Origin of the sequence: Streptomyces sp. NPDC097107 (assembly GCF_044762405.1) — a bacterium.
GTDB classification, from domain to species: Bacteria; Actinomycetota; Actinomycetes; order Streptomycetales; family Streptomycetaceae; genus Streptomyces; species Streptomyces thinghirensis.
Genome location: NZ_JBIWEF010000018.1, coordinates 68,681 through 93,787, shown reverse-complemented (window position 1 = coordinate 93,787; position 25,107 = coordinate 68,681). Strand labels below are relative to the sequence as shown.

Here is a 25,107-nt window from a genome sequence, read left to right as displayed (position 1 = left end):
TGGCGGGCAGCGCGGGCAGCGCGGGCAGCGCGGGCAGCGCGGGCAGCGCGGGCAGCGCGGGCAGCGCGGGCAGCGCGGGCAGCGCGGGCAGCGCGGGTGAACTGCTCTACCGGGACTGCGACTTCGGCCCGGGGGTCACCGGGGTGACGGTGACGGTGGCGGGAAGTGAGGGCACCGTGGAGATCGCCCTCGACGGCGGCCCGGTACTGGCGGTGCTGTCACCGGACGCGCCCACACCGGGACCGTACGACTACGTGGAACTCGGCGCCGCGCTGACGGCCGAGGGTGTTCACGATCTCCGCATCGGACTGCGCGGCTCTCTGCGGCTCGCGCACGTCGGCTTCTCCGGTTGAGGGTCCGGAGGAAGCCGGCACGGGGAAGGGGCCCGGCACCGGCGCGTGTCTACCGGCGCCGGGCCCCCGACTCACCACCCGCCCGGACCAGGCCCAGCTCGTAGGCGGCGATCACGGCCTGGGCCCGGTCGCGCAGTTCCAGCTTGGCGAACAGCCGGTTGATGTGGGTCTTCACCGTGTGATCGGTGATGGTGAGGCGGCCCGCGATCTCCGCGTTGGACAGGCCCCGCGCGATCAGGATCAGCACCTCCGTCTCCCGGGCCGTGAGGTCGTCCGCCGAGTGGACGGGCAGCCGTGACGCGCGCGCGTGGACGAACTCGGCGATCAGCCGCTTGGTGATCTCGGGCGAGAGCAGGGCGTTGCCGTCCGCCACCACCCGGACCGCGTGCAGCAGTTCGGGAAACGTGGCGTCCTTGAGCAGGAAGCCGCCCGCCCCGGCCGCGAGCGCGTCGTACACGTACTCGTCGAGCCCGAAGGTCGTCAGCATCAGGACCTTCGTCGCGCCGCCGGACGCGGCCAGGATCTCGCGGGCCGCCTCGATACCGTTCATGTGCGGCATCCTGATGTCGAGGAGTGCGAGGTCGGGCCGGGTCTCACCGGCGATCCGCACGGCCTGTGCACCGTCCTCGGCCTCGCCGACGACCTCGATGTCCTCCTGGGTGCCCAGCAGGTTCACGAAGCCGGTGCGTACGACCGCCTGGTCGTCGGCGACCAGTGCCCTGATCACGTGTGTCTCCTTCTCCCGCGCCATGGGTGTCACCCGGTCCCCCAGGGGAGTTCCGCCTCCACCAGGAACCCGCCGTCCGGTGCCGCGCCCGCGCTGAGCCGGCCGCCGACCAGCGCGGCCCGCTCGCGCATCCCGGTCAGACCGTGGCCCGTGCCGGGCCCCGTGCCGGGGTCCGGACGGGCGTCCGGCGCGGGTCCGTCGTCGCGGATGCGCAGCGTGAGCAGCCGGTCGGAGCCGTAGTCGACCTCCACCACCGTACGGGCGCCGGGCGCGTGCTTGCGTGCGTTGGTGAGCGCCTCCTGGGTGATCCGGTAGGCGGACAGCTCCCACGCGGCGGGCAGCGCCATCGAGGAGCGGGCCGTGGTAGCGATCTGCTGGAAGCCCTCACGGCCTTGGGGAGTGAGTCCGGGTGTGGTGTAGGTGGCGCTCTCGGCCTGGACGGCGATCATCGACACCGAGTGCGAGACGATGTCGTGCAGCTCGCGGGCGATGGCGGCCCGCTCGGCCTCTGCGGCCTGCTGCCGCTCCATCGCGATCAACTGGGCCTGGGCCTGGTGCCTTTCGGTGCGGGTCTCCTCGCGGGAGCGGACCGCGTCGCCCATCATCACGGCCCCGAAGATGACCACGGTCAGCAGGAACGACTCGGCGAACAGGCTGAGCGAGCCCTTCTCCCAGAGCGCGGGCACCGGAAGTTCCATCCGCGACCAGGTGTTGATGTGCACCAGGTTCACGCACAGGGCGCCGAGCGCGCCGCCGGCGACGGTCACGGCGGGGTGCAGTATCCGGTGCCGGCCGAGCGAGTAGCAGCCGACCAGACCGCTCGCCATGATCGAGAGGTACAGGTTGACGTCCCCGGCGAACCCGAGGAGGCCCGCCGCGACGGTGAGCATCGCGACGGGCGGGAAGGTCCGCCGCCACATCAGCGAGGCGGCGGACACGAGCACCCCGACCGTGGTCGTCACGGACCCGGGAATGACGATCAGCTCGGTGACCGCTCCGGCGGTCAGGACACCGCCGGTGGCCCAGGGGTAGGCGGGTGCGGCGATCCAGGCGCGGAACCGCCGCTGAAGCGACGTACTCATGAGCCCATGATCCCGGCCGGGGCGAAGGCGCGCGTCACCGCGCGGGTCGACTCCGCGCGCGGATGTCGTACCACGGGTTGAGTCCCAGGTGCGGAGCCTCGGTTGACGCCGTCCGGCCCGCGGATTCCTAACGTCGACGGACATGAGGAAGAGCCTTGGGGAGCATGCCCCGAAGTACGGCGCCAGGCGCGTCGAACGGTACGCGTGGGCCGGGTGCGCGGTCGTCGCGCCGGGGTTCGCGATGGTGTCCGGCCTCGGGCCGCACCGGGTGTGGGGGTGGGTGGCGGGCGCGGGGTACGCGGTCGCGGCGATCCTGACGGCCGGCTCCGTCCCGCTCCGCGCTGCCCGGTCGGCAGCCGTGCTGGGGGCCGTCGTGCTGCCGCTCGTCGGCCTGGTGGCGGCGGGGCTCGGGCAGTTGGAGGTCGCCGTCGTCGAACGGTCGGGGCTGCTGCTGCTCACGACCGGCAGGCCGTACGTCACGCACCCCGCGACCGTGGCCGACTTCAATCCCTACCTGCCGGGGACGGCGCTCTTCGGCGTGCTGCCCGGGGATGCCCGCTGGTGGCTGGGCGGCGCGTTCGTCGCCTCCCTCGCCGCTGCCGGACTGCACCGCTCCTGGCTGCTCGCCTGCCCACTGATCGCGCTGCCCCTCGCGGTGGGCGGGGTCGACCTGCCGGTGGCCGGCCTGATGTGTCTCGGCGTCTCACTCGCCGGGCAGGGGCGTCCGGGCCGGGCAGGTCTGGCGCTCGGAGCCGCCGCCGCCCTCAAGTGGACCGCCTGGCCCGCGCTTCCCGTGGCCCTCGCCCTGATCGCCGTACGCCGAGGTGGCCGGTCCGCGCTGCGGTGCGCGGCCGTGGGCCTGTCCACCGCGACGGCGGCGGTCCTGCCCTTCGTCCTCGCCGACCCCGCCGGCTTCTACCGGAACGTCGTCGCCTTCCCGCTCGGCCTGACCGCCACCGCCTCCCCCGCCGCGAGTCCGCTGCCCGGACATCTGCTGGCAGTGCACGTCCCCGGCGGCGCGGTGATCGCCGTCGCGCTCCTCTCGGTGGGCGCGCTGCTGATCGCCCTCTCGCTGGCGGTGCGCCCCCCGTGGACGGTACGGGCGGCGGCCGGGCGACTCGCGCTCGGCCTGGGCCTGGCGACGGCCCTGATGCCGGCGACGCGCTTCGGCTACCTGGTCTATCCCCTGGTGCTGGGCGCCCTGGCCCACCGGTCGGCGGCCCGTGGCACCGCTGTCCTCCTCTCCGCGCGGAAGGCGGTCGTCGCATGACGAGCCAGCCCCCTGCCCGCACCCTGATCGTCACGAACGACTTCCCGCCCAGGCAGGGCGGCATCGAGACCTTCGTCCGGGAACTGGCCGACCGTTTCCCGCCCGACGAGGTGGTCGTGTTCACCTCGGCACCGACAGCACCCGCACCGCCGGAGGCACCGGCGGCCTCGGCGGAGGCCGGCGGCTCCTTCCCGTACCCGGTGATCCGCCACCGGGCCCGTACCCTCTTGCCCACGCCCCGCGCCACCGCACACGCCGCGTCCGTGGCCCGCCGGTACGGCTGCGAACGGGTGTGGTTCGGCGCGGCGGCGCCCCTCGGTCTGATGGCGGGCCGGCTCCGGCGTACGGCGGGTGTCCGTACCGCCGTCGCCACCACCCACGGCCACGAGGTGTGGTGGGCCCGCACCCCCGGCGCCCGGGGCCTGCTGCGCCGCGTCGGCGCGGAGGTGGACACGCTGACCTGGCTGGGCGCGAGCACCAGGGGCCCCATCGAGGCGGCCCTCGCGCCCGGTACCCGGACCGCTCGCCTGGCCCCCGGCGTGGACACCACGGCCTTCCGGCCGGCCCTGGACGGCGGCCCGGTCAGAGCCAGGTACGGCCTGGGCCACCGCCCGGTGATCCTTTGCGCTGCCAGGCTGGTCCCGCGCAAAGGGCAGGACACCCTGATCAAGGCGCTGCCGTGGGTGCGCAGGGCGGTCCCCGACGCCGTCCTGCTCCTGGTCGGCGGCGGCCCGTACGCGCCCGCGCTCCGTCAACTGGCCCTGGCCGAGGGGGTACTGGACTCGGTCGTCCTCGCCGGTGGCCACCCCCACGACGCGCTCCCACCGTTCTACGCCGCAGCCGACGTGTTCGCGATGCCCTGCCGTACGCGCAGGCGCGGCCTGGAGGTCGAGGGCCTGGGCATCGTCTACCTGGAGGCCGCCGCGTCCGGGCTTCCGGTCGTGGCGGGCGACTCGGGCGGCGCCCCGGACGCCGTGCGCGACGGCGAGACGGGGCATGTCGTCGACGGCAGCTCGGTGGCCGCGACGGCGGACCGTCTGATCAGGCTCCTGCGCAACCCCGGACTCGCCCGTGAGATGGGCGCGAAGGGACGGCACTGGGTGCGTACGGAATGGACCTGGGACCAGTCCTTCGCGACGCTGCGCGACCTGCTCTCCGGGCCGGCCGGGATTGCCCCGGGCTCCTAGGCGGTGGCTGTCGGGCGGTCCGCCGTGACCAGCCAGGACGTGCCGCGCAGTCGGACCGTGCCGTCGGCCGCCTCGTGGCGGCGCAGATGGCCGGTGAGCGCGTGGCGGGCGCGGGCCTGCCCCCGGGTGTGCCGACCTGGCTCAGGAATTGCCGGCCCGGGCCCGGTGTTCAGCGGGAACTCCGCCGCGTCGACGGCTCCGCGCCCCATGCCCCGTACGCCTCGATCCGGTCGACGGCCACGCCGGAGAACCCGGCCGCGGCGAGGGCGGCGCGGATCCGGTCCGGCCCGGAGTAGTCATGCTGGTGGCGACGGCGGTCGGCGCGCCGGCACGCGCCGACGGCCCGAACCCCCGCACAGTGGGTTCGGGCCGTCGGCCTTCTACGTGTGGCTCCGGTCAGAGCGCGAGCCCCGTCAGGACCAGCACCCGCTCGTAGGTGTAGTCGTCCATCGCGAACCTGACGCCCTCGCGGCCGACGCCGGACTGCTTGGCGCCGCCGTACGGCATCTGGTCGGCACGGTAGGAGGGGACGTCGCCGACGACGACGCCGCCGACCTCGAGGGCGCGGTGGGCGCGGAAGGCGGTCTGGAGGTCGTGGGTGAACACCCCTGCCTGGAGGCCGTACTTGGAGTCGTTGACGGCGGCGAACGCCTCCGCCTCGCCGTTCACCTTCTGCACGCTGAGGACGGGGCCGAAGACCTCCTCGCAGGCGAGGGTGGTGTCGGCCGGGAGGTCGGTGAGGACGGTCGGGGCGTAGGAGGCGCCGTCGCGCTTACCGCCGGTGTGGAGGGTGGCGCCGGCCTCGACGGCCTCCTGGACCCACGCCTCGACGCGCTCGGCGGCGGCCTCGCTGACCAGCGGGCCGACGTCCGTGGCGTCGTCGTTCGGGTCGCCGGTGACCTGGGCCTCGACGGCGGCTACGACGCGCGGCAGCAGGCGGTCGTGGACGGCGGCGTCGGCGATCACGCGCTGCACGGAGATGCAGGACTGGCCGCCCTGGTAGTTGGAGAAGGTCGCGATGCGGGTCGCGGCCCAGTCCAGGTCCTCGTCGCTCGCCCAGTCGCCGAGGACGACGGCCGCGCCGTTGCCGCCCAGCTCCAGGGTGCAGTGCTTGCGCGGGACCGAATCCATGATCGCGTAGCCGACCGTCTCGGAGCCGGTGAAGGAGATGACCGGCAGCCGCTCGTCCTGGACGAGGGCGGGCATCTTGTCGTTGGGCACCGGGAGGATGCTCCAGGAGCCGGCGGGCAGCTCGGTCTCGGCGAGCAGGTCGCCGAGGATCAGGCCGGAGAGGGGGGTGGCGGGCGCCGGCTTCAGGATGATCGGCGCGCCGGCCGCGATCGCGGGGGCGATCTTGTGGGCGCACAGGTTGAGGGGGAAGTTGAACGGCGCGATGCCGAGGACGACGCCCTTGGGGAAGCGGCGGGTGAGGGCGAGGCGGCCCTGGCCGCCCGCGTCGGTGTCGAGGCGCTGGGCCTCGCCGCCGTTGAAGCGGCGGGCCTCCTCGGCGGCGAAGCGGAAGACGGACACCGCGCGGCCGACCTCACCGCGGGCCCACTTGATCGGCTTGCCGTTCTCGGCGGAGATCAGGCGGGCGATCTCCTCGGTGCGCTCCACCAGGCGCCGGCTGACGTGGTCCAGGGCGGCGGCGCGGGTGTGGGCGGGGGTGGCGGCGAACTCGTCCCGTACGGCGTACGCGGCGGCCACGGCCTCCTCGACCTGGGCGTCGGTCGGCAGGCTCACCGTACCGACCCGGCTGCCGTCCCAGGGGGACGTGACGTCGAAGGTGGCCTCGCCGGTGGCCTGGCGGCCGGCGAGCCAGAAGGCGTGGGTGGAAGTCATTGTGGAGTCCCGGCCCTTCCGCGTTGGGGGTGGTGGTGTGTACGGGGGTTGCGGGTCCACGGTAGGGCGGGGTGCGGGGAGGGGCGTTTGTCCGAGTCGTAGTGGTGGGGGCGGGGGCTTCGACGTTGTGGCCATGTGCGAGGGCCTGGGGGCGCCATGTGCGAGGACCTGGGGGCGTGGCTGGGGCGGGTGGCCGGGGCGGGTGGCCGGGGCGGGTGGCCGGGGCAGGGGGTGGAGGGTTTTCGCCCCCGCCGCCCCTTGCCGTCGCTGGGGCCTGCGCGCGCCCGGGACCCCCGCTCAAACCCCCGCCATCGGCCTTGGCGGCCTCGTCCTCACACGCCGGACGGGCTACTCGGCCGACGTCGCCTTCAGGGCCAGCCACAGCTCCATCCGTACGTCCGGGTCGTCCAGGGAGCGGCCCAGGATCTCCTCCACCCGCCGCATCCGGTAGCGGAGCGTGTGGCGGTGGACGCCGAGTTCGGCCGCCGCCGCGTCCCACTGGCCGTGGCGGGAGAGCCAGGCCCGCAGGGAGGCCACCAGGTCGCCCCGGCCGGTGGCGTCGTGGTCGCGCAGGGCTCGCAGCAGGCCGTCGGCGAAGGCGCGTACCGCGTCGTCGGCGAGGAGGGGAAGGACCGACCCGGCCGCCAGGTGCTCGTGCTCCACGCAGACGCGTCCACGCCGTCGGGCCACCGACAGGGCCTGCTCGGCCTGCTTGTAGGCGGCGGACGCGGCGATGGGCCCGGAGGGCGCCGAGAGGCCGATGACCAGGCCCTCCTCGTCGCCGCCCGCCGTCGGCTCCGGTGCCGGGCGGCCGGACTCCAGCGCCGAGGCGTACTCGACGCAGGCGGCGACCGCCGCGCCCCCGTCCGTGGCCAGCACCACGAGCCGCTCGCCATCGGGAACGGCCAGCACCGCCTCACCGGACCTGGCCGCCGCGGACTCGACGACCTCGGCGAGCGCGCCGAGCGGGTCGCCGTCGGTGCAGGCGGCGGCCAGCGCGGCGGCGGAGGGCCTGGTCTTGGCGGCGGGCACGCGCACGTGCGGCCCGTTGTGCGCCCGCGCGGCGGACGCCGACGCCGACTCGGCGACGATCATCCGGAAGGGCGCGTCCAGCAGGCCGCCGTACAGGCCCCCGGCGACCGTGCGCGCGTGGTCCGGTTCGCCGGCCAGCAGCATGCGCAGTACGGCGGCGTCGATGCGCAGCCCCGCCTCGTGCAGGGAGCGCGAGCGTTCCGTGGTGAGCGTCAGCAGGGCGATGGCCGAGTGGACGGCGTACCGCTCGGCGGTGCCGGGGGCGGCGGCGGTGCCCACGGCGAGCGCGGAGCGGGGCCTGCGGGAGGTGCCGAGGGAGTGCAGTTCGACGCGGTCGGCGTTCTCGGGGTGTTCCGGGTGCCCGGCTCCGCCGACGACGGAGGAGGCCGGTGCGGGGCGCTCGCGCAGCCGCTCCACGTCCGCCGTGAGCCGCGCGGCCCTGCGGCCCGCCCACTCCGGTGCGGCGGCGACGACGGCACCGGAGGCGTCGTACAGCGCCGCCCAGCCGTCGACCTGGGCGGCCAGCGCGGCCAGCAGCCCCTCCGGGCCGTCGGTCAGGGCCCGCTTGGTCAGCTCGCGCTGGGCGGCGAACCCCGCGGTGACCGCGCGGTACTGGTCGGCGGCGATCGCGGCGGACACCGCCTTGCTGATGGCGAGGAAGGGGGTGCGGCGCGGCACCTCCAGCAGCGGCAGCCCCTCCTGCCGGGCCGCTTCGACCAGTGCCTCGGGGATGTCGTCGTAGTTGACGCCGACGGCGAACCCGAGCCCCACCACCCCGGCGCCCGCGAGCCGCTTCACGTACCGGTGCATCGCCTCGGGGTCGGCGGCGTCCAACTTGAGCGCCGTGAACAGCAGCAGCTCCCCGCCCTCCATGTACGGCACGGGGTCGGCGAGCTCGCTGACGTGTGCCCAGCGCACCGGCACGTCGAGGCGGTCCTCGCCCGCGCGCACGGTCAGCTTGAGCGCGGAGTGGTGGACGAGGGAGGCGAGCGTGGGGGGCATAGTGGCCTGGGCCTTCGGATCTGCGTCAGTGGTGCGAGGTGTCGGGTGTCCGCGGTGCGCGGTGTCAGGTGTCCGGTCTGTGAGACACCTGACATCTTTTGGCTGATCTTTTGGCCGCCGCGTATGAACGACCCGTGTCGATTCTGCCTCACTGTACGGTCCCCGGGCACCCGCCCCGGACGGGTCACCCGCCCAGGTCCACCAGGAGCGGCGGCGCGTGCTCGCCCTTGACCGTGGTCAGCGACAGCACCGCGTGCCCGGCGGGCACGGCGTGTGCCAGCTCGGATGCCGACCAGCGCTCGCGTTCGACCTGCCGCACGGTCACCGCGTCCGTCGTCACTGCCTTGCCCGTCACGAGCTTGCGCAACGCGTGGAAAGCGCGGGTCATCGGCTGGTCGGCGAAGACCGTGTGCTTGGCGACCTCCGTCGTCTCCACCCACTCGGTGCCCCACGTCTGGGCGAACCGGCTGCCGTCCCAGGTGGAGATACCGCAGAAGGCCATGCGGCAGCCGACCGCCCCGTAGAGCGGGCCGTGCAGCGCCTCGGGCACCTCGCCGATGCTGCGCAGGGTGAGCAGCACGCCCGCGTTCTGCGACCGCAGACGCTGGATGCGGCGCACCGACTCCATAGTGACGGCGCTGGTCGCGTCGTCCAGGACGAGGTAGGCGGAGTGCGCCCGCCCGCCCTTGCGGACGACGGCGTGAAACTGGGCGAGGACAAGCCGGGTGATGACCTGGCCGGCCTCCTCGTGGCCGCACTCGGGCAGGTCGACCCGAACCCGCAGGGGGTGTTGGGCAACCGCGCGCAGGGAGAACGCCCGGCCGGGGCCACCACCGTCGAAGAAGCCGGCAAAGACCGGCCGGTTCAGCACCGCCAGCCGGTCGGCCAGTGCCCGGCCCGCGTCGCCCGGGGTGCCCGTCTGCCGAACGCGCGTCTCGAACTCGCGGCGCATGAGGTCGTCGCCGCTTGCGCCGAGCGCCTCCCCGAGCTGGATCAGCGCCGCGTCTTCACCCTCCAGCAGCGCGCGCAGCTCCGGCAGGGAGGGGAAGCGCCCGTGCACCGCCCGGAAGGGGCCCAGGAGCTGGGCCAGCACCGTGGCAGCGCCCTGCGTGCCTGCCTCCAGGTCGCCCACCAGCGCCTCGGCGAGGATCGCGGCCGCCTCGTCCGGGTCGTCGGACTCGGCGTACGGGTCTAGGTCGTACACCGAGGACGGGTCCCCGATGCGCACGACGACGTCGAAGGCGTCGTCCGCCCCCAGGGGGCTGCCGGGGGCGGAGACGGCCACGACGGCGCAGCTGCCGGTGAGGGCTTGGAGGGCGAGCGCCTCCGTCACCGGCTCGACGAGGGTGCGGGTCTTGCCGGACCCGGAGGGGCCGACGGCGAGCAGCGACGTGCCGAGCACGTCCGGGCCGAGGGCCGCCCCGGCGTCGTGGTACGGCGCCGGGGCGCGTTCGGCCGCCACCCAGCGGCCGATCCGCACCTGCCCGGCGAGCAGGTCGTGCCGGGCGGCCCGGCGGGGCAGGTCGCGGGCCCCGGAGGGGTGCGTCCAGGCGGCCCCGCCCCGGCGCAGGACGGTGTCACGGAAGGCGGCCAAGGCGGCGCCGTCGCGGGCGACGTTGAACGCGTGCTCGACGCGGGTGCAGTCGACGTCGTTCATCCGGCCGCCGGCGACCTCGCCGGTGAGCAGATCCGCGGCCTCGTGCTGTCCGGCGTCGCGGAGCGCGGGCCACTGGGAGCGGGGACGGTCGGGGGCGGGTGCGTCGGGCACGGTGGTCCCGCGGCGCGCGTCGAGCAGGCCCCGCGCGTACGGGACCCAGGCGCCGAGGCGGGCGAACGGCCACACCACGAGCAGCGTGACGACCGTGTACAGGAAGTTCGTGAACACGGCGGAGGCCATCAGGTCGTACCCGTCCGTGACCAGCACGGTCAGCGAGAGCAGCGGGTCGACGACCGGCACCGCGGACCAGTCGGCCCCCGGGAAGGCGTCGGGGAAGACGAGGCTGAGGACCAGCAGGGCAAGGAGGGCGGCGACCAGAGCGCGCACTGGCTGGCGCAGGCGGCCCACGTAGTGGCGCACGATGGCGGGCCAGCTGCCGAGCACGGCCACGGCGGCGACGAGGGCGACGAAGAAGAGGCCGTCGTAGAAGAGCAAGGCGTCCGCTCCCGGGAGCGCCACGGTCCGCCCCTCGACCTGCTTGGGCGCAGCCACCGTCCCGCCCCACCACCAGTCGTCCGGTGTGAACATCCGCAGCAGGACGAACTGGAAGGGGACGACCCGCTGCTGCCAGAAGGACCAGACGCCGATCGCCAGGACGAGCGGGATCAGCAGGCCGGCGACGTTGACCGGCGCCAGCTTCTCCTTGATCTCCTTCGGCCGGTGGTAGCCGTGGCGCCAGATGCCGGGCCGGGCGACCGGCCGCGCGGCGTCGAGCCAGGCGGCGACTGCGGACGAGGCCCGGGGAGCCTGGTCGGGCACAGGCGGCACCCCCGGCTCCCGCACCGGCCGCGGTGGTACCGACGGCACCTCGGGAGGCCCCGCCGGACGCGGCACCGGATTCGCATGCGTACCCCGCGCGTCCCGGTTCCCGTCGCTGTCCATCGCCCTTGCCCCCTGACCAGCCGCTCCGTCCACCATCAGCGAGTCAATCTAACGCCCTTCCAAGGGGAGTTCACCGCTTACGCGGCCGGGCCCGTATCGACGTGTCCGTATGCCACCACGTCCGCCACCTGTCCATCGCGGACAACCGACACCGCCGACAACGCCCACATGGAGCATGCCAGCCCCCCTCTCCCGGTCCTAGCCTGCGAGAAAAGAAGGCAAGCGTCCGTAAGATCCCACAGATCGCGCAAGACCCAGGAGCCCCCATGACCGCACTTCCGCAGGAGCGCCGCGTCGTCACCGCCATCCCCGGCCCGAAGTCGCAGGAGCTGCAGGCCCGCCGCACGGCCGTGGTCGCGCAGGGTGTGGGCTCCGTCCTGCCCGTCTTCACCGCGCGCGCGAGTGGCGGCATCATCGAGGACGTCGACGGCAACCGCCTGATCGACTTCGGTTCCGGCATCGCCGTGACCTCCGTCGGCGCCTCCGCCGAGGCCGTCGTACGCAAGGCGTCCGCGCAGCTCGCCGACTTCACCCACACGTGCTTCATGGTCACGCCGTACGAGGGCTACGTCGCCGTCGCCGAGGCGCTGGCCGAGCTGACGCCGGGCGACCACGCCAAGAAGTCGGCCCTGTTCAACAGCGGCGCCGAGGCCGTCGAGAACGCCGTCAAGATCGCCCGTGCGTACACCAAGCGGCAGGCGGTCGTCGTCTTCGACCACGGCTACCACGGCCGGACCAATCTGACGATGGCGCTGACCGCGAAGAACATGCCGTACAAGCACGGCTTCGGTCCGTTCGCGCCCGAGGTGTACCGCGTCCCGGTCGCCTACGGCTACCGCTGGCCGACCGGCGCCGAGAACGCCGGCCCGGAGGCCGCCGCCCAGGCCATCGACCAGATCACCAAGCAGGTCGGCGCGGAGAACGTGGCCGCGATCATCATCGAGCCGGTGCTCGGCGAGGGCGGTTTCATCGAGCCGGCCAAGGGCTTCCTGCCCGCCATCAGCCGGTTCGCCGAGGACAACGGCATCGTCTTCGTCGCCGACGAGATCCAGTCCGGCTTCTGCCGCACCGGCCAGTGGTTCGCCTGCGAGGACGAGGGCATCGTCCCGGACCTGATCACCACGGCCAAGGGCATCGCGGGCGGCCTGCCGCTCGCCGCCGTCACCGGCCGCGCCGAGATCATGGACGCCGCGCACTCCGGCGGCCTCGGCGGCACCTACGGCGGCAACCCGGTGGCCTGCGCGGGGGCCCTCGGGGCCATCGAGACGATGCGGGAGCTGGACCTCAACGCCAAGGCCAAGAACATCGAGGCGGTCATGAAGTCCCGCCTCACCGCCATGGCCGAGAAGTTCGACCTCATCGGCGACGTCCGGGGCCGCGGCGCGATGATCGCCGTCGAGCTGGTGAAGGACCGCGACACCAAGGAGCCGAACCCGGAGGCGACCGCCGCGCTCGCCAAGGCCTGCCACGCCGAGGGCCTGCTGGTCCTGACCTGTGGCACCTACGGCAACGTGCTGCGCTTCCTGCCGCCGCTGGTGATCGGCGAGGACCTGCTGAACGAGGGCCTCGACATCATCGAGCAGGGCTTCGCCCGCCTCTGAACGAGCGCGTGAGGGGGCGCCCGGGCGAGCACGTGCGCGGGCGCCCGAACGCGCATCTGAGCCACGTTTCGCACGCCTGGCGCGGCGAACCGCAGAGCGTGTGAAGAACGTGTGCGGGGTGGATGGCAGGACGCCGATGCCCCTGTCGTGAGCCCACCCCCTGTCGTAGGTTCTACGCAGATGAGAGATACACCCCGCCCACAGGGGACTGTGGGCGGGATCTCAGGCCGAGGCCTCCCCAGCTTCGACCTGGTCGTGCCTCGCGCACACAACCGGAACCCGAGGGTTCCGGGTCTCCTCACCGATCGGACGGTCGCCCGCCCCATACCCCCCGGGGCGCGCGGCGTTCCGGTCAGGACGACCGCCTCGGCACCCGGGACGGTGGTTCACCGAAGGGCCGGCACACTCCCCCCCTTGTGCCGGCCCTTCGGTGTTCGCGCGCACGTCGACGGGCCTGAGAAGCTGGGCGTCATGCCCGCCTCGCCTTCTCGCGCGCTCCCCGTCGTCATCGGATTGCCCGTCCTGCTCCTCCTCTTCGCCCTGATCACCTGGCAGGTCCTCGCCGACGGCCCGCTGATCGGGGTGGACGAGCGGCTGAGCAGGGCGCTCGTCCACCCGGACCGGCTCTCCGAGCTGCTGGCCGACCTCGGCAACGTGCAGGTGGCCGTACCCGTCCTCGCCGCCGCGCTGGCGTACGTCGCGTGGCAGGGCCGCGCCGAAGGTGTGGACCGCTGGTGGCTGCCGCCTCTCGCCGGGGCGCTGGCGCTGGTCCTGGTGCCGGCGCTGGTCGCCCCGCTGAAGGCGTGGACCGACCGCCCCGGCACCCCGGCGGTGCCGCCGGCCGTGGGCTACTACCCCTCCGGCCACACCGCCACCGCGGTCGTCGCGTACGGCGCGGCGACCCTGCTGCTCCTCGGGCCGCTGCGCTCGCCGGCCGTCCGCCGCGTGCTCGTCGCGCTCTGCGCGGTCCTCGTCCTCGGTGCCTCCTACGGGCTGGTGCGCCGGGGCTATCACTGGCCGCTGGACGTGGTGGCGAGTTGGTGCCTGGGCGCGGTGCTGCTGGCCGCGGTCGCGCTGGTGGCCGGCCGCACCGCGCCGCCGGTCACCCGAAGTACGCGTCGAAGTTCCTCTGGAACTCCCAGTTCGAGTAACGGTCCCAGTTGATCGACCACGTCATCAGGCCGCGCAGGGCCGGCCAGGTGCCGTGGGTCGCGTAGGAGCCGCAGTCGGTCTTCCTGGTCAGGCAGTTCAGGGCCTTGGTGACCTCGGCCGGGGAGACGTGGCCGTTGCCGGCGTTGGTGGAGGCCGGCATGCCGATGGCGACCTGGTCCGGGCGCAGGGGCGGGAAGACGTTGGCCGCGTCGCCCGCGACGGGGAATCCGGTGAGCAGCATGTCCGTCATGGCGATGTGGAAGTCGGCGCCGCCCATGGAGTGGTACTGGTTGTCCAGGCCCATGATCGGGCCCGAGTTGTAGTCCTGGACGTGCAGCAGGGTCAGGTCTTCGCGCAGGGCGTGGATCACGGGCAGGTACGCCCCCGCCCTCGGGTCCTGGCCGCCCCACTTGCCGGTGCCGTAGTACTGGTAGCCGAGTTGGACGAAGAAGGTCTCCGGGGCCATGGTCAGCACGAAGTCGTCGCCGTATTTCGCCTTCAGGGTCTTCAGGGCCGAGATGAGGTTGACGATGACCGGGGTCTTCGGGTTCTTGAAGTCCGTGTCGTCGGCGTTCAGGGACAGCGAGTGGCCCTCGAAGTCGATGTCGAGGCCGTCGAGACCGTACTCGTCGATGATCGCGGAGACGGACGAGACGAACTTGTCGCGGGCGGCGGTCGTGGTGAGCCGCACCTGGCCGTTCTGGCCGCCGATGGAGATCAGCACCTTCTTGCCGGCCGCCTGCTTGGCCTTGATCGCCGCCTTGAACTCGGCATCGCTCTCCACGTTCGGGCACTCGGCGACGGGACAGCGCTCGAAGCGGATGTCGCCGGAGGTGACCGAGGTCGGCTCGCCGAAGGCCAGGTCGATGACGTCCCAGCTGTCGGGTACGTCGGCCATCCGCGTGTAGCCGGAGCCGTTGGCGAAACTGGCGTGGAGGTAGCCGACCAGGGCGTGGGCCGGGAGGTCGGAGCCCCCGCCGCCGGCCGAGCCCTCCGTGGTGGTCGCCGTGACCGTGGCCGACCGCGGAGACTCACCCGCGTCGTTGACCGCGGCGACCTGGAAGGCGTACGCCGTCGAGGGGGTCAGGCCGGTGAGGGTGGTGGAGGTGCCGGTGACCGTGCGGACCTTGGCGCCGTCGCGGTAGACGGCGTAGCTCGTGGCGCCCGGGACGGGTGCCCAGGACAGGGCGACGCTGGAGGAGGTGACGGAGCCGGACGTCAGACCGCCGGGGGCCGACGGGGGCCGGCCCGTCTCCCCGCCCGGGCCGGTCAGCGAGATGTCGTCGGCGTGGTAGGCGCCGGTGCCGTACCAGCCGTGGGTGTAGATCGTGACCCTGGTGGTGGACGGGCCGGTGCGGAAGGTGGTGGTGAGCTGCCGCCAGTCGGGGGCGGACTGGGCCCAGGTGGAGACGTCGGTGGTGCCGGTGCCGCTCGCGCCGAGGTAGACGTAGGTGCCGCGGACGTGGCCGGACAGGGTGTACTGGGAGTCGGGTTTGACGGACACCGTCTGTGCGCAGCGGGCGTTGTCGGCGCCGGCCGGGGTGGCCTTCAGGGCCGCGGTTCCGCTGTGGACGGGCGAGGTCACGGTCGTGCCCGCCGTGCAGGTCCAGCCGTCCAGGGCGGACTCGAAGCCGCCGTTGCGGGCGAGGTCCGCGTCGGCCGCACGGGCGGCCGACGAGAGCGCGGTCATGCCGGACGCGGCGAGCGCGGCGGCGGTGAGCAGTGCGAGGAGGGGCCGACGGGCGAGCGGTCTGGAGCGTTCCACAAGTGCCTCCGGACATGGGGGAGATGAGGAGGGTGGAGCGCGCCCAACTTGGTCCAGACCAATTCCGTTGTCAACCCTTCGCGCACCTCACCCGCCGCCGTCCTCCACCGCCAGGATCGCCGCCGCCTCGTGCATGGCCAGTTCGAGGAGCGACGGATCGGTGAGGGTGCCGGTCCCGTCCGGCGGGATCAGCCAGCGGACTCCGCCGGACGACCGGCGTGCCGGGTACGCCGGGCCTCCCGGGTACGGCACCACGATCCAGGTACCGAGTCCCGCAGTGCGGACCCCGGTACCCAGCCAGCGGGACGCCGTGCCGGCCGGCACGAGGAAGCCCGTGCGCGCGTCGCCGACGCCGGCGAGCACCGGGCCGGGTTGGTCCAGGACGCGGGAGAGGACGTCGAGGGTCGGACGGCCGAGCCTGCCCGGCAGGATGAGCACGTCCCAGGCCTTGCCGGCGGGCAGCAGCGCGACTCCCAGTGGGTTGCGCTCCCACTCCCGCCGGCAGGACTCGGGATCCGGTGCGGCGGATGCCAGCCACGCGACCGCCGTCTTCGCACCAGGCATGTGAAGACCTCCCTCTTCCTCGTGGACGCGGGATGCGTCACGAGGGAGAGGGAGGTCTTCCGGCAGGCATTACGCGGGTCGCGGCGCCTCGTTGGGGTGATCCGCGTCACACACCCACGTCCGGTACGCGGCTCAGCTGTCGAAGCCGAGCCCCAGCTTGTCCATGGTCCGCAGCCACAGGTTGCGCCGGCCGCCGTGCGCGTCCGCGCGGGCCAGCGACCATTTGGTGAGCGCGATGCCGGTCCAGGCGAAGGGCTCGGGCGGGAACGGCAGCGGCTTCCTGCGCACCATCTCCAGTTCGGTGCGCTCGGTGCGCTCGCCCGACAGCAGGTCGAGCATCACCTCGGCGCCGAACCGGGTGGCGCCCACGCCGAGGCCGGTGTACCCGGCCGCGTACGCCACCTTGCCCTGGTGCGCGGTGCCGAAGAACGCCGAGAAGCGGGAGCAGGTGTCGATCGCGCCGCCCCAGGCGTGCGTGAAGCGGACGCCCTCCAGCTGCGGGAAGCAGGTGAAGAAGTGCCCGGCGAGCTTGGCGTAGGTCTCCGGGCGGTCGTCGTACTCGGCGCGCACCCGGCCGCCGTACGGGTAGATCGCGTCGTAGCCGCCCCACAGGATCCGGTTGTCGGCGGAGAGCCGGAAGTAGTGGAACTGGTTGGCGCTGTCCCCGAGGCCCTGCCGGTTCCGCCAGCCGATCGACGCGAGCCGCGCGCCGGTGAGCGGTTCGGTCATCAGGGCGTAGTCGTAGACCGGGACGGTGTACGAGCGCACCCGCTTGACCAGGTTCGGGAAGATGTTGGTGCCGAGCGCGACCGTGCGGGCGCGGACGCCGCCGTACGGGGTGCGTACGGCCATGCCGGCGCCGTACGGCTTCAGGGTGAGCGCCGGGGTGTTCTCGTAGACGCGGACGCCGAGGCCGAGGCAGGCCCGCTTGAGGCCCCAGGCGAGCTTGGCGGGGTTGACCATGGCCACGCCCCGGCGGTCGAACAGGCCCGCGCGGAAGGTCGGGGAGTCGACCTGTTCCCGTACGGCCTCGGCGTCCAGGTACTCGACGCCGTCCGCGAGGCCCTTGGCGCGGATCTCCTCGTACCAGTCCTTGAGCTCCCCGGCCTGGTACTCCTCGGTCGCCACGTCGATCTCGCCGGTGCGCTCGAAGTCGCAGTCGAGGGAGTGGCGGGCGACCGCCGCCTCGATCTCGTCGAGGTTGCGGGCGCCCAGCTCCTCCAGCCGGTGGATCTCGTCCGGCCAGCGGGTGAGGCCGTTGGACAGGCCGTGGGTGAGGGAGGCGGCGCAGAACCCGCCGTTGCGGCCGGAGGCGGCCCAGCCCACCTCGCGGCCCTCCAGCAGCACCACGTCCCGCCCCGGGTCGCGCTCCTTGGCGATCAGGGCGGTCCACAGTCCGCTGTAGCCGCCGCCGACGACCAGCAGGTCGCAGGTGTCGGCGCCGGTCAGGGCGGGCTGCGGGCGGGGGCGGCCGGGGTCGTCCAGCCAGTACGCGACCGGCTGGGCGTCGGAAAGGGATTTCGTCCAGTCGTTGCTGCGGCTCATGGCGCTCGGGGCCATGATTTCAACTCCCTACTGAGGCACTAATGCACTGGTGCGTTTACGCCTTGCGGCGATTTCGGCGGTTGCCGATGACCATGGAGGCCAGAACGAACAGTACGGCGATGACGAACATGGCCGTACCGACGACGTTGATCTGAACGGGCGTTCCGCGCTGGGCCGATCCCCAGACGAACATGGGGAACGTGACGGTGGAACCCGCGTTGAAATTCGTGATGATGAAATCGTCGAAGGAGAGCGCGAAGGCGAGCAGCGCGCCGGCGGCGATGCCGGGGGCGGCGATGGGGAGCGTGACCCGGACGAAGGTCTGGAAGGGACCGGCGTACAGGTCCTGCGCCGCCTGCTCCAGCCTCGGGTCCATCGACATCACGCGCGCCTTGACGGCCGTCACGACGAAGCTGAGGCAGAACATGATGTGGGCGATCAGGATCGTCCAGAAGCCCAGCTGAGCGCCCATGTTGAGGAACAGGGTGAGCAGCGAGGCGGCCATCACGACCTCGGGCATCGCCATCGGCAGGAAGATCAGCGAGTTGATCGCGCCGCGTGCCCGGAAGCGGTAGCGGACCAGCGCGAAGGCGATCGCCGTGCCGAGAGCGGTGGCGCCGAGCGTTGCCCAGAAGGCGATCTGGAGGCTGAGCGACAGGGAGCCGCACAGTCCGGCGACACCGCACGGGTCCTTCCAGGCGTCCGTGGAGAACTGCTGCCATTCGTAATTGAAGCGCCCGTTCGGTTTGTTGAACGAGAACACCGTGACGATGACGTTGGGCAGCAGGAGATAAGCGAGCGTCAGCAGTCCGGCGAGCACGACCAGATTGCGCTTGAACCAGTTGACGAAGGTCATTTAAACGAGATCCTCCGTCCCGGACTTGCGAATGTAGATGGTGACCATGGCGAGAATCGCGGCCATCAGGATGAAGGAGAGCGCCGCCGCCGTCGGATAGTCCAGCACCCGCAGGAACTGGGACTGGATCACATTGCCGATCATGCCGGTGTCGGCGGATCCCAGCAGGGACGCGTTGACGTAGTCGCCGGTCGCCGGGATGAAGGTGAGTAGCGTCCCGGAGACGACGCCCGGCATCGACAGCGGGAAGGTGACCTTCCGGAAGACCGTGGAGGGCCTCGCGTACAGGTCCCCCGCCGCCTCGTGCAGCCGTCCGTCGATGCGCTCCAGCGAGGTGTACAGCGGCAGGATCATGAAAGGCAGGAAGTTGTACGTCAGACCGCAGACCACCGCGAGCGGTGTGGCCAGCACGCGGTCGCCGGCCGTCCATCCGAGCCAGCTGGTGACGTCCAGGACGTGCAGCGTGTTCAGGGCGCCGACGACCGGCCCGCCGTCCGCGAGGATCGTCTTCCAGGCCAGGGTGCGGATCAGGAAGCTGGTGAAGAAGGGCGCGATCACCAAAATCATGATCAGGTTGCGCCAGCGGCCCGCGCGGAAGGCGATCAGGTAGGCGAGCGGATAGCCGAGCACCAGGCACAGCACGGTCGCGGAGGCGGCGTAGGCGACCGAGCGCAGGAACTGCGGCCAGTACTCGGACAGCGCGTCCCAGTAGGTGGCGAAGTGCCAGGTGACCTTGTAGCCCTCCTCCAGGGAGCCCGTCTGCACGGACGTGGAGGCCTGGTAGATCATCGGCGCCGCGAAGAAGACGACCAGCCACAGGATGCCGGGCAGCAGCAGCCAGTACGGCGTCCAGCGCCCCCGCCTGCGCGGCGGCTTCTTCTCCGGTGCGGCCGGGGACAGCGGCGGTGGCGCCTCGGTGAGGGTGGACATCAGGCGGCCTCGCCCTCGGCCACGCCGGCGTCGATGTCCTGGTCGGCGCCCAGACCGAAGGTGTGCGCCGGGTTCCAGTGCAGGACGACGTCGGCGCCGGGCGCGAGGCGGGCGTCGCGGTCGATGTTCTGCGCGTACACCTCGAACTCGGGGCAGGCCGCGCAGTCGACCACGTACTGCGTGGAGACGCCGATGAAGCTGGTGCTGCTGATCTTGCCGGTGATGCGGTTGCGGCCCTCGGGGATGGAGCCGGCGTCGTCCGCGTGGGTGAGGCTGATCTTCTCCGGGCGTACGCCGACCAGGATCCTGCCGCCCGCCAGGGCCGGCGCGGAACAGCGGGCGCCGGGCAGGACCAGCTTGTCGCCGGCCGCCTTCACCGCTACGTCGTCACTGCCGCCGCCGCGGGTGTCGACCTCGGCCTCGATGAGGTTGGACGTGCCGAGGAAGTTGGCGACGAAAGTGGTCTGCGGGTTCTCGTACAGGTCGGCGGGGGCGCCCAGTTGCTCGACCCGGCCGGCGTTCATCACGGCGACCTGGTCGGCCATGGTCATGGCCTCCTCCTGGTCGTGCGTGACGTGTACGAAGGTGATGCCGACCTCGGTCTGGATGCGCTTGAGCTCCAGCTGCATCTGGCGGCGCAGCTTGAGGTCGAGGGCGCCGAGCGGTTCGTCGAGGAGCAGCACCTTGGGGTGGTTGATCAGGGCGCGGGCGACCGCGACGCGCTGCTGCTGGCCGCCGGAGAGCTGGTGCGGCTTCTTGCGTGCCTGCTCGCCGAGCTGGACGAGGTCGAGCATCTCCCCGACCTGCTTCTGCACGCTCTTGATGCCGCGCCGGCGCAGGCCGAAGGCGACGTTCTCGAAGATGTCGAGGTGCGGGAAGAGGGCGTACGACTGGAAGACCGTGTTCACGGGCCGCTTGTACGGCGGCAGGGCGGTCACGTCCTGGTCGCCGAGGTGGACGGTGCCCCCGCTGGGCTCCTCCAGTCCGGCGATCATGCGCAGGGTGGTGGTCTTGCCGCAGCCGGAGGCGCCGAGCAGGGCGAAGAAGGAACCCTGGGGCACGGTCAGGTCGAGCGGGTGCACGGCGGTGAAGGCACCGTAGGTCTTGCTGATCCCGGAGAGGCGGACGTCGCCGCTGTGCTCCGTCGCGTCTGGCTGAGCCTTCGTCGTATTCATCGTCGTCACGCCCCAGTGAGCTTCGCGAACTTTTCTTCGTAGGCCGTCTCTTCCTTCGGGCTCAGTGAGCGGAAGGCACGGGACCGGGCCTGCATGGCCTTGTCAGGAATGATCAGCGGGTTGTTCGCCGCGTCCTCGTCGATCTTCGCGAGTTCCGCCTTCACGCCCTCGACGGGACAGACGTAGTTGATGTAGGCGGCGAGCTGCGCGGCCGGGCCCGGCTCGTAGTAGTAGTCCATGAGCCGTTCGGCGTTCGTCTTGTGCCGCGCCTTGTTGGGGACCAGCATGTTGTCGCTCGACGTGATGTATCCGCTGTCCGGGATGACGAAGTCGACGTCCGGGTTGTCCGCCTTGAGCTGGACGACGTCCCCGGCCCAGGCCAGACAGGCCGCGAAGTCGCCCTTGGTGATGTCGGCGGTGTAGTCGTTGCCGGTGAAGCGGCGTATCTGGCCGCGGTCGACGCCCTTCTGGAGGCGGGCGATCGCCGCGTCGTAGTCGTCGTCGGAGAATCGGCCCGGGTCCTTGCCCATGTCCAGCAGCACCATGCCCACGGTGTCGCGCATCTCGGTGAGGAAGCCGACGCGTCCCTTGAGCTTCGGGTTGTCGAGCAGGTCGGAGACCGTCTTGACCTCGATGCCGTCCAGGGCCTTCTTGTTGTACGCGATGACGGTCGAGATGCCCTGCCAGGGGTAGGAGTAGGCGCGACCCGGGTCCCAGTCGACGTCGCGGAACTGGGGCGACAGATTGGCGAAGGCGTGCGGCAGGTTGGCCGGGTCCAGTTTCTGGACCCAGCCGAGGCGGATCAGCCGGGCGGCCAGCCAGTCGGTGAGGACGATGACGTCGCGTCCGGTCTCCTGGCCCGCGGCGAGCTGCGGCTGGATCTTGCCGAAGAACTCGCTGTTGTCGTTGATGTCCTCGGTGTACTTGACCTTGACGCCGGTCCGCTTGGTGAACGCGTCCAGTGTCGGGTGCCGGTTGCCGCTGTCGTCGACGTCCATGTACTCGGTCCAGTTGGAGAAGGAGACCTCCTTCTCCTCCTTCGACCGGTCCTCGGCGGAGACACCGCCCTCGGTCTTGCCGGCCGCCGGGATGCCGCAGGCGCTCAGCGTCCCGAGTCCGCCGACCGCGAGCGCGCCGCCCGCGGAGGCGCGCAGCAGTGAGCGGCGGGTGAGGGCGGCCCTGCCGCTGGTGAAACTGCGCCGCATGGCGGCCACTTGGGCCGGGGACAGGCGGTCGGGCTCGTACTGCCTCATGCGCGTGGATGCCCTTTCGGGTGGGTCGGCCGTGGTCGGCGGCCTTTCGTGTGGCTATCGGTCCCCGAAGACGGTGCGGTGCCAGTCCTTGGCCGCCACCGCGGTGTTGTCGAACATGACGTGCTTGACCTGCGTGTACTCCTCGAAGGAGTAGGCGGACATGTCCTTGCCGAAGCCGGACGCCTTGTATCCGCCGTGCGGCATCTCGCTGATGATCGGGATGTGGTCGTTGATCCACACGCAGCCCGCCTTGATCTCGCGGGTGGCGCGGTTCGTCCGGTACACGTCCCGGCTCCATGCGGAGGCGGCGAGTCCGTACGGCGTGTCGTTGGCCAGCCGGATGCCCTCGTCGTCGGTGTCGAAGGGCAGGACGACCAGGACCGGCCCGAAGATCTCGGACTGGACGGCCTCGCTGTCCTGGGTGGCGTCGGCGATGAGGGTGGGCCGGTAGTAGGCGCCGTCCTTCAGGTCGCCCTGCGGTGCCTCACCGCCGGTCACCACGCGCGCGTAGGAGCGTGCCCGGTCGACGAAGCCGGCGACGCGATCCCGCTGGACGTGACTGACCAGCGGCCCGAGGTCGGTGCCCGGGGCGAAGGGGTCGCCGACCCGGACGGTGTCCATGAGGGCGGCGGTCTTCTCGACGAACGCCTCGTACAGGGGCCGCTGCACGTACGCGCGCGTGGCGGCCGTGCAGTCCTGGCCGGTGTTGATGAGCGCTCCCGCGACCGCGCCGTTGACGGCGGCGTCGAGGTCGGCGTCGTCGAAGACGAGGAAGGGCGCCTTGCCGCCCAGCTCCAGGTGCAGGCGCTTGACGGTGGCCGTGGCGACCTCGGCGACGCGCTTGCCGACGGCGGTGGAGCCGGTGAAGGAGGTCATGGCGACGTCCGGGTGGCCGACGAGGTGCTCACCCGCCTCCCTCCCGGTGCCGGTGACGATGTTGACGACGCCGTCCGGGATGCCGGCCTCGGTGGCGGCCTGGGCGAACATCAGGGAGGTCAGCGGGGTGATCTCGGCGGGCTTCAGCACGATGGTGTTGCCCGCGGCGATCGCCGGGAGGATCTTCCAGGCGGCCATCTGGAGGGGGTAGTTCCAAGGCGCGACGGACCCGACGACGCCGATCGGCTCGCGGCGCACGTACGAGGTGTGGTCGCCGGAGTACTCCCCCGCCGACTGGCCCTGGAGAAGGCGGGCGGCACCGGCGAAGAAGGCCGCGTTGTCGACCGTGCCCGGCACGTCGAACTCGCGGGTCAGCTTCAGTGGCTTCCCGCACTGCAGGGACTCGGCGCGGGCGAAGTCCTCGGCGCGGTCGGCGAGCACGGCGGCGAACCGGTGCAGGGCGTCGGAGCGCTCGCCGGGGGTGGCGCCGGCCCAGCCGGGGAACGCCTCCCGGGCGGCGGCGACGGCCGCGTCGACGTCGCCGGTACCGGCGAGTTCGTAGGTGAGGACGTCCTCGCCGGTCGCCGGGTCGACGACCGTGTGCGTACGTCCGGAGGTGCCCCTCGTCAGGCGGCCCGCGATGTACTGGGCCCCGTCCGCGAAGCGGTCCTGGGCCGGGAATCGGTCCGGGGTGGCGTTGCCCGGGTTGTGCATGTCGGCTCTCCTCGGTCTCCCCGTGATGGGGGCCGGCGTGGCTCAGGCTCGATGTGAGTGCCGATCCTGACAGAGCACTAGGCCTCCAACAAGGGATTCCGTTGTTGCCATTTGGTTACGCGACGGAATCTGTCGACCAGGTGTCGAGTCGCCACGGAAAAGGCCGGACGGAGTGTCAGTGGCGCGTGCCAGACTCGCGTGCATGGAGAAGACCACGGGGGCGCGGGATTCCGGGGCGGTGGGGATCATCGACAGCAGGGAATCGCTGATCGGGCGGGTCCGGGCGGGCGCGCGGATCAAGTACCTCTGCTTCTGGGGGCACCGGCCGCTCCCGGACGGCCGGATCGGGCCGGGCTGTCTGAGCCAGTGGTGGCCGTCGCCGTTCGCCGTGGCCGGGGTGGAGTACGCGACCGCGGAGCACTGGATGATGGCGGGCAAGGCCCGGCTCTTCGGCGACGCGGAGGCCGAGCGCCAGGTACTCGCGGCTGATCACCCCGCCGGGGCGAAGAAGGCGGGGCGGCTGGTGCGCGGCTTCGACGAGACGGTGTGGGAGCGCGAGCGGTTCCGGATCGTCGTCGAGGGCAGCGTCCACAAGTTCGCCTCGGACCCGACGCTGCGCGCGTTCTTGTTGAACACGGGCGAGAGGGTGCTGGTGGAGGCGAGCCCCGTGGACCGGGTGTGGGGCATCGGCCTGACCGCGGACGACGAGGCGGCGACGGACCCGGAGCGGTGGCGGGGGCCGAACCTGCTGGGGTTCGCGCTGATGACGGCGCGCGAGCGGCTGCGCGGCCGCGGCTGACGCCGGCGGGCCGGGCAGCCGCGTCGGCTTCGTCAGCCGTGCGCCTGCGTCGCCACCGAGACCGCCGCCGGGCGCGGGGCACCGTAGTAGGGGTCCTCGTAGTCGGAGTCGCTGTTGATCGCGGCGATGATCCCGACGGCGAGCAGGGCCATCACGGCGATGCCGAGGACGATGCCGATGATGCCCATGATGAAGCCGGCCTGGGCCTGCCCGTGGTTGTTGGCCTCGCCGCGCTCGGCCCTGCGGCGCCCCTTGACCCCGAAGACCACGGCGAGGATGCCGAGCACCAGCGAGACCACGCCGTACGCGCAGAACATGCAGCAGGCCAGGATGCCCAGGACCATCGCGGCGGTGCCCATGCCGTTCTGCGGCGGCATCGGAGCCCCGGGCCAGCCATAGCCCTGGGGATAGGCGGGGTAGCCGTAGCCGCCCTGGGTGCTGTGGCCGCCCGGCGCGCCGTATCCGCCGGGAGCGCCGTACCCGCCCGGGGGGCCGTACCCGTCAGGGGCGCCGTACCCGTCAGGGGCGCCGGGGCCGTCGGGCGCGATCGGCGGAGGCGGCACCGCGGCGGGCGGACCACCGAACCCGGCGGACGGCATGGCCGCCATCGTGGCCTGGTCGTGCACGGACGGCGGCTGCCCCGCACCGGCGGGCCGGCCCTTGTCCAGCGACGGCCCGCTCTCCGGGGGCGCCCAGGGGTCGTGGGCGCCGTTCGCGTCCCCACCGGGCTGTGTCGCGTCCGTCATGTCGTGTCCCCCTGGTCGATCGTGCCCGCCATGCTAC

Annotated in this window: 21 protein-coding genes; 6 read left to right on the top strand and 15 right to left on the bottom strand. The window is 72.4% G+C overall.

Annotated features, from left to right (window positions below; all coding sequences use genetic code 11):
• Positions 1-353: carbohydrate-binding protein (locus tag ACIQ1J_RS32440; protein WP_403562500.1), on the top strand; the 353-nt coding region annotated here is incomplete at its 5' end.
• A 49-nt stretch (positions 354-402) separates the two neighbouring features.
• Here the strand turns inward: ACIQ1J_RS32440 and ACIQ1J_RS32435 are convergent.
• Complete coding sequence (locus ACIQ1J_RS32435) at positions 403-1,104, bottom strand: response regulator transcription factor (RefSeq protein WP_210963942.1); 702 nt, start codon at positions 1,102-1,104, stop codon at positions 403-405.
• Between the two features lie 5 nt (positions 1,105-1,109).
• A complete protein-coding gene (locus tag ACIQ1J_RS32430) occupies positions 1,110-2,162 on the bottom strand; it encodes a sensor histidine kinase (protein WP_403562497.1) in 1,053 nt (350 codons plus the stop codon).
• A gap of 142 nt (positions 2,163-2,304) precedes the next feature.
• Between ACIQ1J_RS32430 and ACIQ1J_RS32425 the strand changes: the two genes are divergently transcribed.
• Together ACIQ1J_RS32425 and ACIQ1J_RS32420 are read left to right on the top strand one after the other, a co-directional pair.
• Positions 2,305-3,432 carry a hypothetical protein gene (locus tag ACIQ1J_RS32425; protein ID WP_403562495.1) on the top strand — a complete coding sequence of 376 codons (1,128 nt, stop codon included), beginning with the start codon at positions 2,305-2,307 and terminating at the stop codon, positions 3,430-3,432.
• A complete protein-coding gene (locus ACIQ1J_RS32420) occupies positions 3,429-4,619 on the top strand; it encodes a glycosyltransferase family 4 protein (protein WP_403562493.1) in 1,191 nt (396 codons plus the stop codon). Before ACIQ1J_RS32425 ends, ACIQ1J_RS32420 begins: the two co-directional genes overlap by 4 nt.
• On the opposite strand, the gene ACIQ1J_RS32415 is transcribed toward ACIQ1J_RS32420, so the two are convergent.
• The 4 genes from ACIQ1J_RS32415 to ACIQ1J_RS32400 all read right to left on the bottom strand — a co-directional run bounded on the left by ACIQ1J_RS32415 (position 4,616) and on the right by ACIQ1J_RS32400 (position 11,094).
• The gene (locus ACIQ1J_RS32415) at positions 4,616-4,828 is read right to left on the bottom strand and encodes a hypothetical protein (protein WP_403562491.1); all 213 of its coding nucleotides are present in this window, start codon (positions 4,826-4,828) and stop codon (positions 4,616-4,618) included. The genes ACIQ1J_RS32420 and ACIQ1J_RS32415 overlap by 4 nt on opposite strands.
• Before the next feature lie 187 nt (positions 4,829-5,015).
• A complete protein-coding gene (locus ACIQ1J_RS32410; RefSeq protein ID WP_403562489.1) occupies positions 5,016-6,461 on the bottom strand; it encodes an aldehyde dehydrogenase family protein in 1,446 nt (481 codons plus the stop codon).
• Between the two features lie 348 nt (positions 6,462-6,809).
• A complete protein-coding gene (locus ACIQ1J_RS32405) occupies positions 6,810-8,495 on the bottom strand; it encodes a PucR family transcriptional regulator (protein ID WP_403562487.1) in 1,686 nt (561 codons plus the stop codon).
• A 184-nt stretch (positions 8,496-8,679) separates the two neighbouring features.
• The gene (locus ACIQ1J_RS32400; protein WP_403562485.1) at positions 8,680-11,094 is read right to left on the bottom strand and encodes an ATP/GTP-binding protein; all 2,415 of its coding nucleotides are present in this window, start codon (positions 11,092-11,094) and stop codon (positions 8,680-8,682) included.
• A gap of 266 nt (positions 11,095-11,360) precedes the next feature.
• On the opposite strand from ACIQ1J_RS32400, the gene gabT reads away from it, so the two are divergent.
• Together gabT and ACIQ1J_RS32390 are read left to right on the top strand one after the other, a co-directional pair.
• Positions 11,361-12,695 carry a 4-aminobutyrate--2-oxoglutarate transaminase gene (gabT, locus tag ACIQ1J_RS32395; protein WP_403562483.1) on the top strand — a complete coding sequence of 445 codons (1,335 nt, stop codon included), beginning with the start codon at positions 11,361-11,363 and terminating at the stop codon, positions 12,693-12,695.
• 471 nt (positions 12,696-13,166) lie between these two features.
• Positions 13,167-13,859: a phosphatase PAP2 family protein gene (locus ACIQ1J_RS32390; RefSeq protein WP_403562481.1), complete on the top strand. Its 693-nt coding sequence runs from the start codon at positions 13,167-13,169 to the stop codon at positions 13,857-13,859.
• On the opposite strand, the gene ACIQ1J_RS32385 is transcribed toward ACIQ1J_RS32390, so the two are convergent.
• The 8 genes from ACIQ1J_RS32385 to ACIQ1J_RS32350 all read right to left on the bottom strand — a co-directional run bounded on the left by ACIQ1J_RS32385 (position 13,798) and on the right by ACIQ1J_RS32350 (position 23,525).
• Entirely contained in the window at positions 13,798-15,612 is a 1,815-nt protein-coding gene (locus ACIQ1J_RS32385) for a chitinase (RefSeq protein ID WP_403562479.1), read from the bottom strand. The genes ACIQ1J_RS32390 and ACIQ1J_RS32385 overlap by 62 nt on opposite strands.
• 87 nt (positions 15,613-15,699) lie before the next feature.
• A complete protein-coding gene (locus ACIQ1J_RS32380) occupies positions 15,700-16,176 on the bottom strand; it encodes a hypothetical protein (RefSeq protein ID WP_403562477.1) in 477 nt (158 codons plus the stop codon).
• Positions 16,177-16,308: 132 nt separating this feature from the next.
• Complete coding sequence (locus ACIQ1J_RS32375) at positions 16,309-17,736, bottom strand: NAD(P)/FAD-dependent oxidoreductase (RefSeq protein ID WP_403562475.1); 1,428 nt, start codon at positions 17,734-17,736, stop codon at positions 16,309-16,311.
• Between the two features lie 40 nt (positions 17,737-17,776).
• Positions 17,777-18,577 (bottom strand): ABC transporter permease, encoded by an 801-nt coding sequence (locus ACIQ1J_RS32370; RefSeq protein ID WP_403562473.1) that lies wholly within the window; start codon positions 18,575-18,577, stop codon positions 17,777-17,779.
• Complete coding sequence (locus tag ACIQ1J_RS32365; protein ID WP_210960369.1) at positions 18,578-19,507, bottom strand: ABC transporter permease; 930 nt, start codon at positions 19,505-19,507, stop codon at positions 18,578-18,580.
• The gene (locus ACIQ1J_RS32360) at positions 19,507-20,682 is read right to left on the bottom strand and encodes an ABC transporter ATP-binding protein (RefSeq protein ID WP_403562529.1); all 1,176 of its coding nucleotides are present in this window, start codon (positions 20,680-20,682) and stop codon (positions 19,507-19,509) included. Before ACIQ1J_RS32360 ends, ACIQ1J_RS32365 begins: the two co-directional genes overlap by 1 nt.
• Before the next feature lie 5 nt (positions 20,683-20,687).
• Complete coding sequence (locus ACIQ1J_RS32355) at positions 20,688-21,935, bottom strand: spermidine/putrescine ABC transporter substrate-binding protein (RefSeq protein WP_403562471.1); 1,248 nt, start codon at positions 21,933-21,935, stop codon at positions 20,688-20,690.
• A gap of 54 nt (positions 21,936-21,989) precedes the next feature.
• On the bottom strand, positions 21,990-23,525 hold the full coding sequence (locus tag ACIQ1J_RS32350; protein WP_403562469.1) for a gamma-aminobutyraldehyde dehydrogenase: 1,536 nt from the start codon (positions 23,523-23,525) through the stop codon (positions 21,990-21,992).
• Between the two features lie 202 nt (positions 23,526-23,727).
• On the opposite strand from ACIQ1J_RS32350, the gene ACIQ1J_RS32345 reads away from it, so the two are divergent.
• A complete protein-coding gene (locus tag ACIQ1J_RS32345) occupies positions 23,728-24,324 on the top strand; it encodes an NADAR family protein (protein ID WP_403562467.1) in 597 nt (198 codons plus the stop codon).
• 32 nt (positions 24,325-24,356) lie between these two features.
• Here ACIQ1J_RS32345 and ACIQ1J_RS32340 read toward each other — a convergent pair whose 3' ends face one another.
• Entirely contained in the window at positions 24,357-25,070 is a 714-nt protein-coding gene (locus ACIQ1J_RS32340) for a DUF4190 domain-containing protein (RefSeq protein WP_403562465.1), read from the bottom strand.
• Positions 25,071-25,107: the final 37 nt, after the last annotated feature.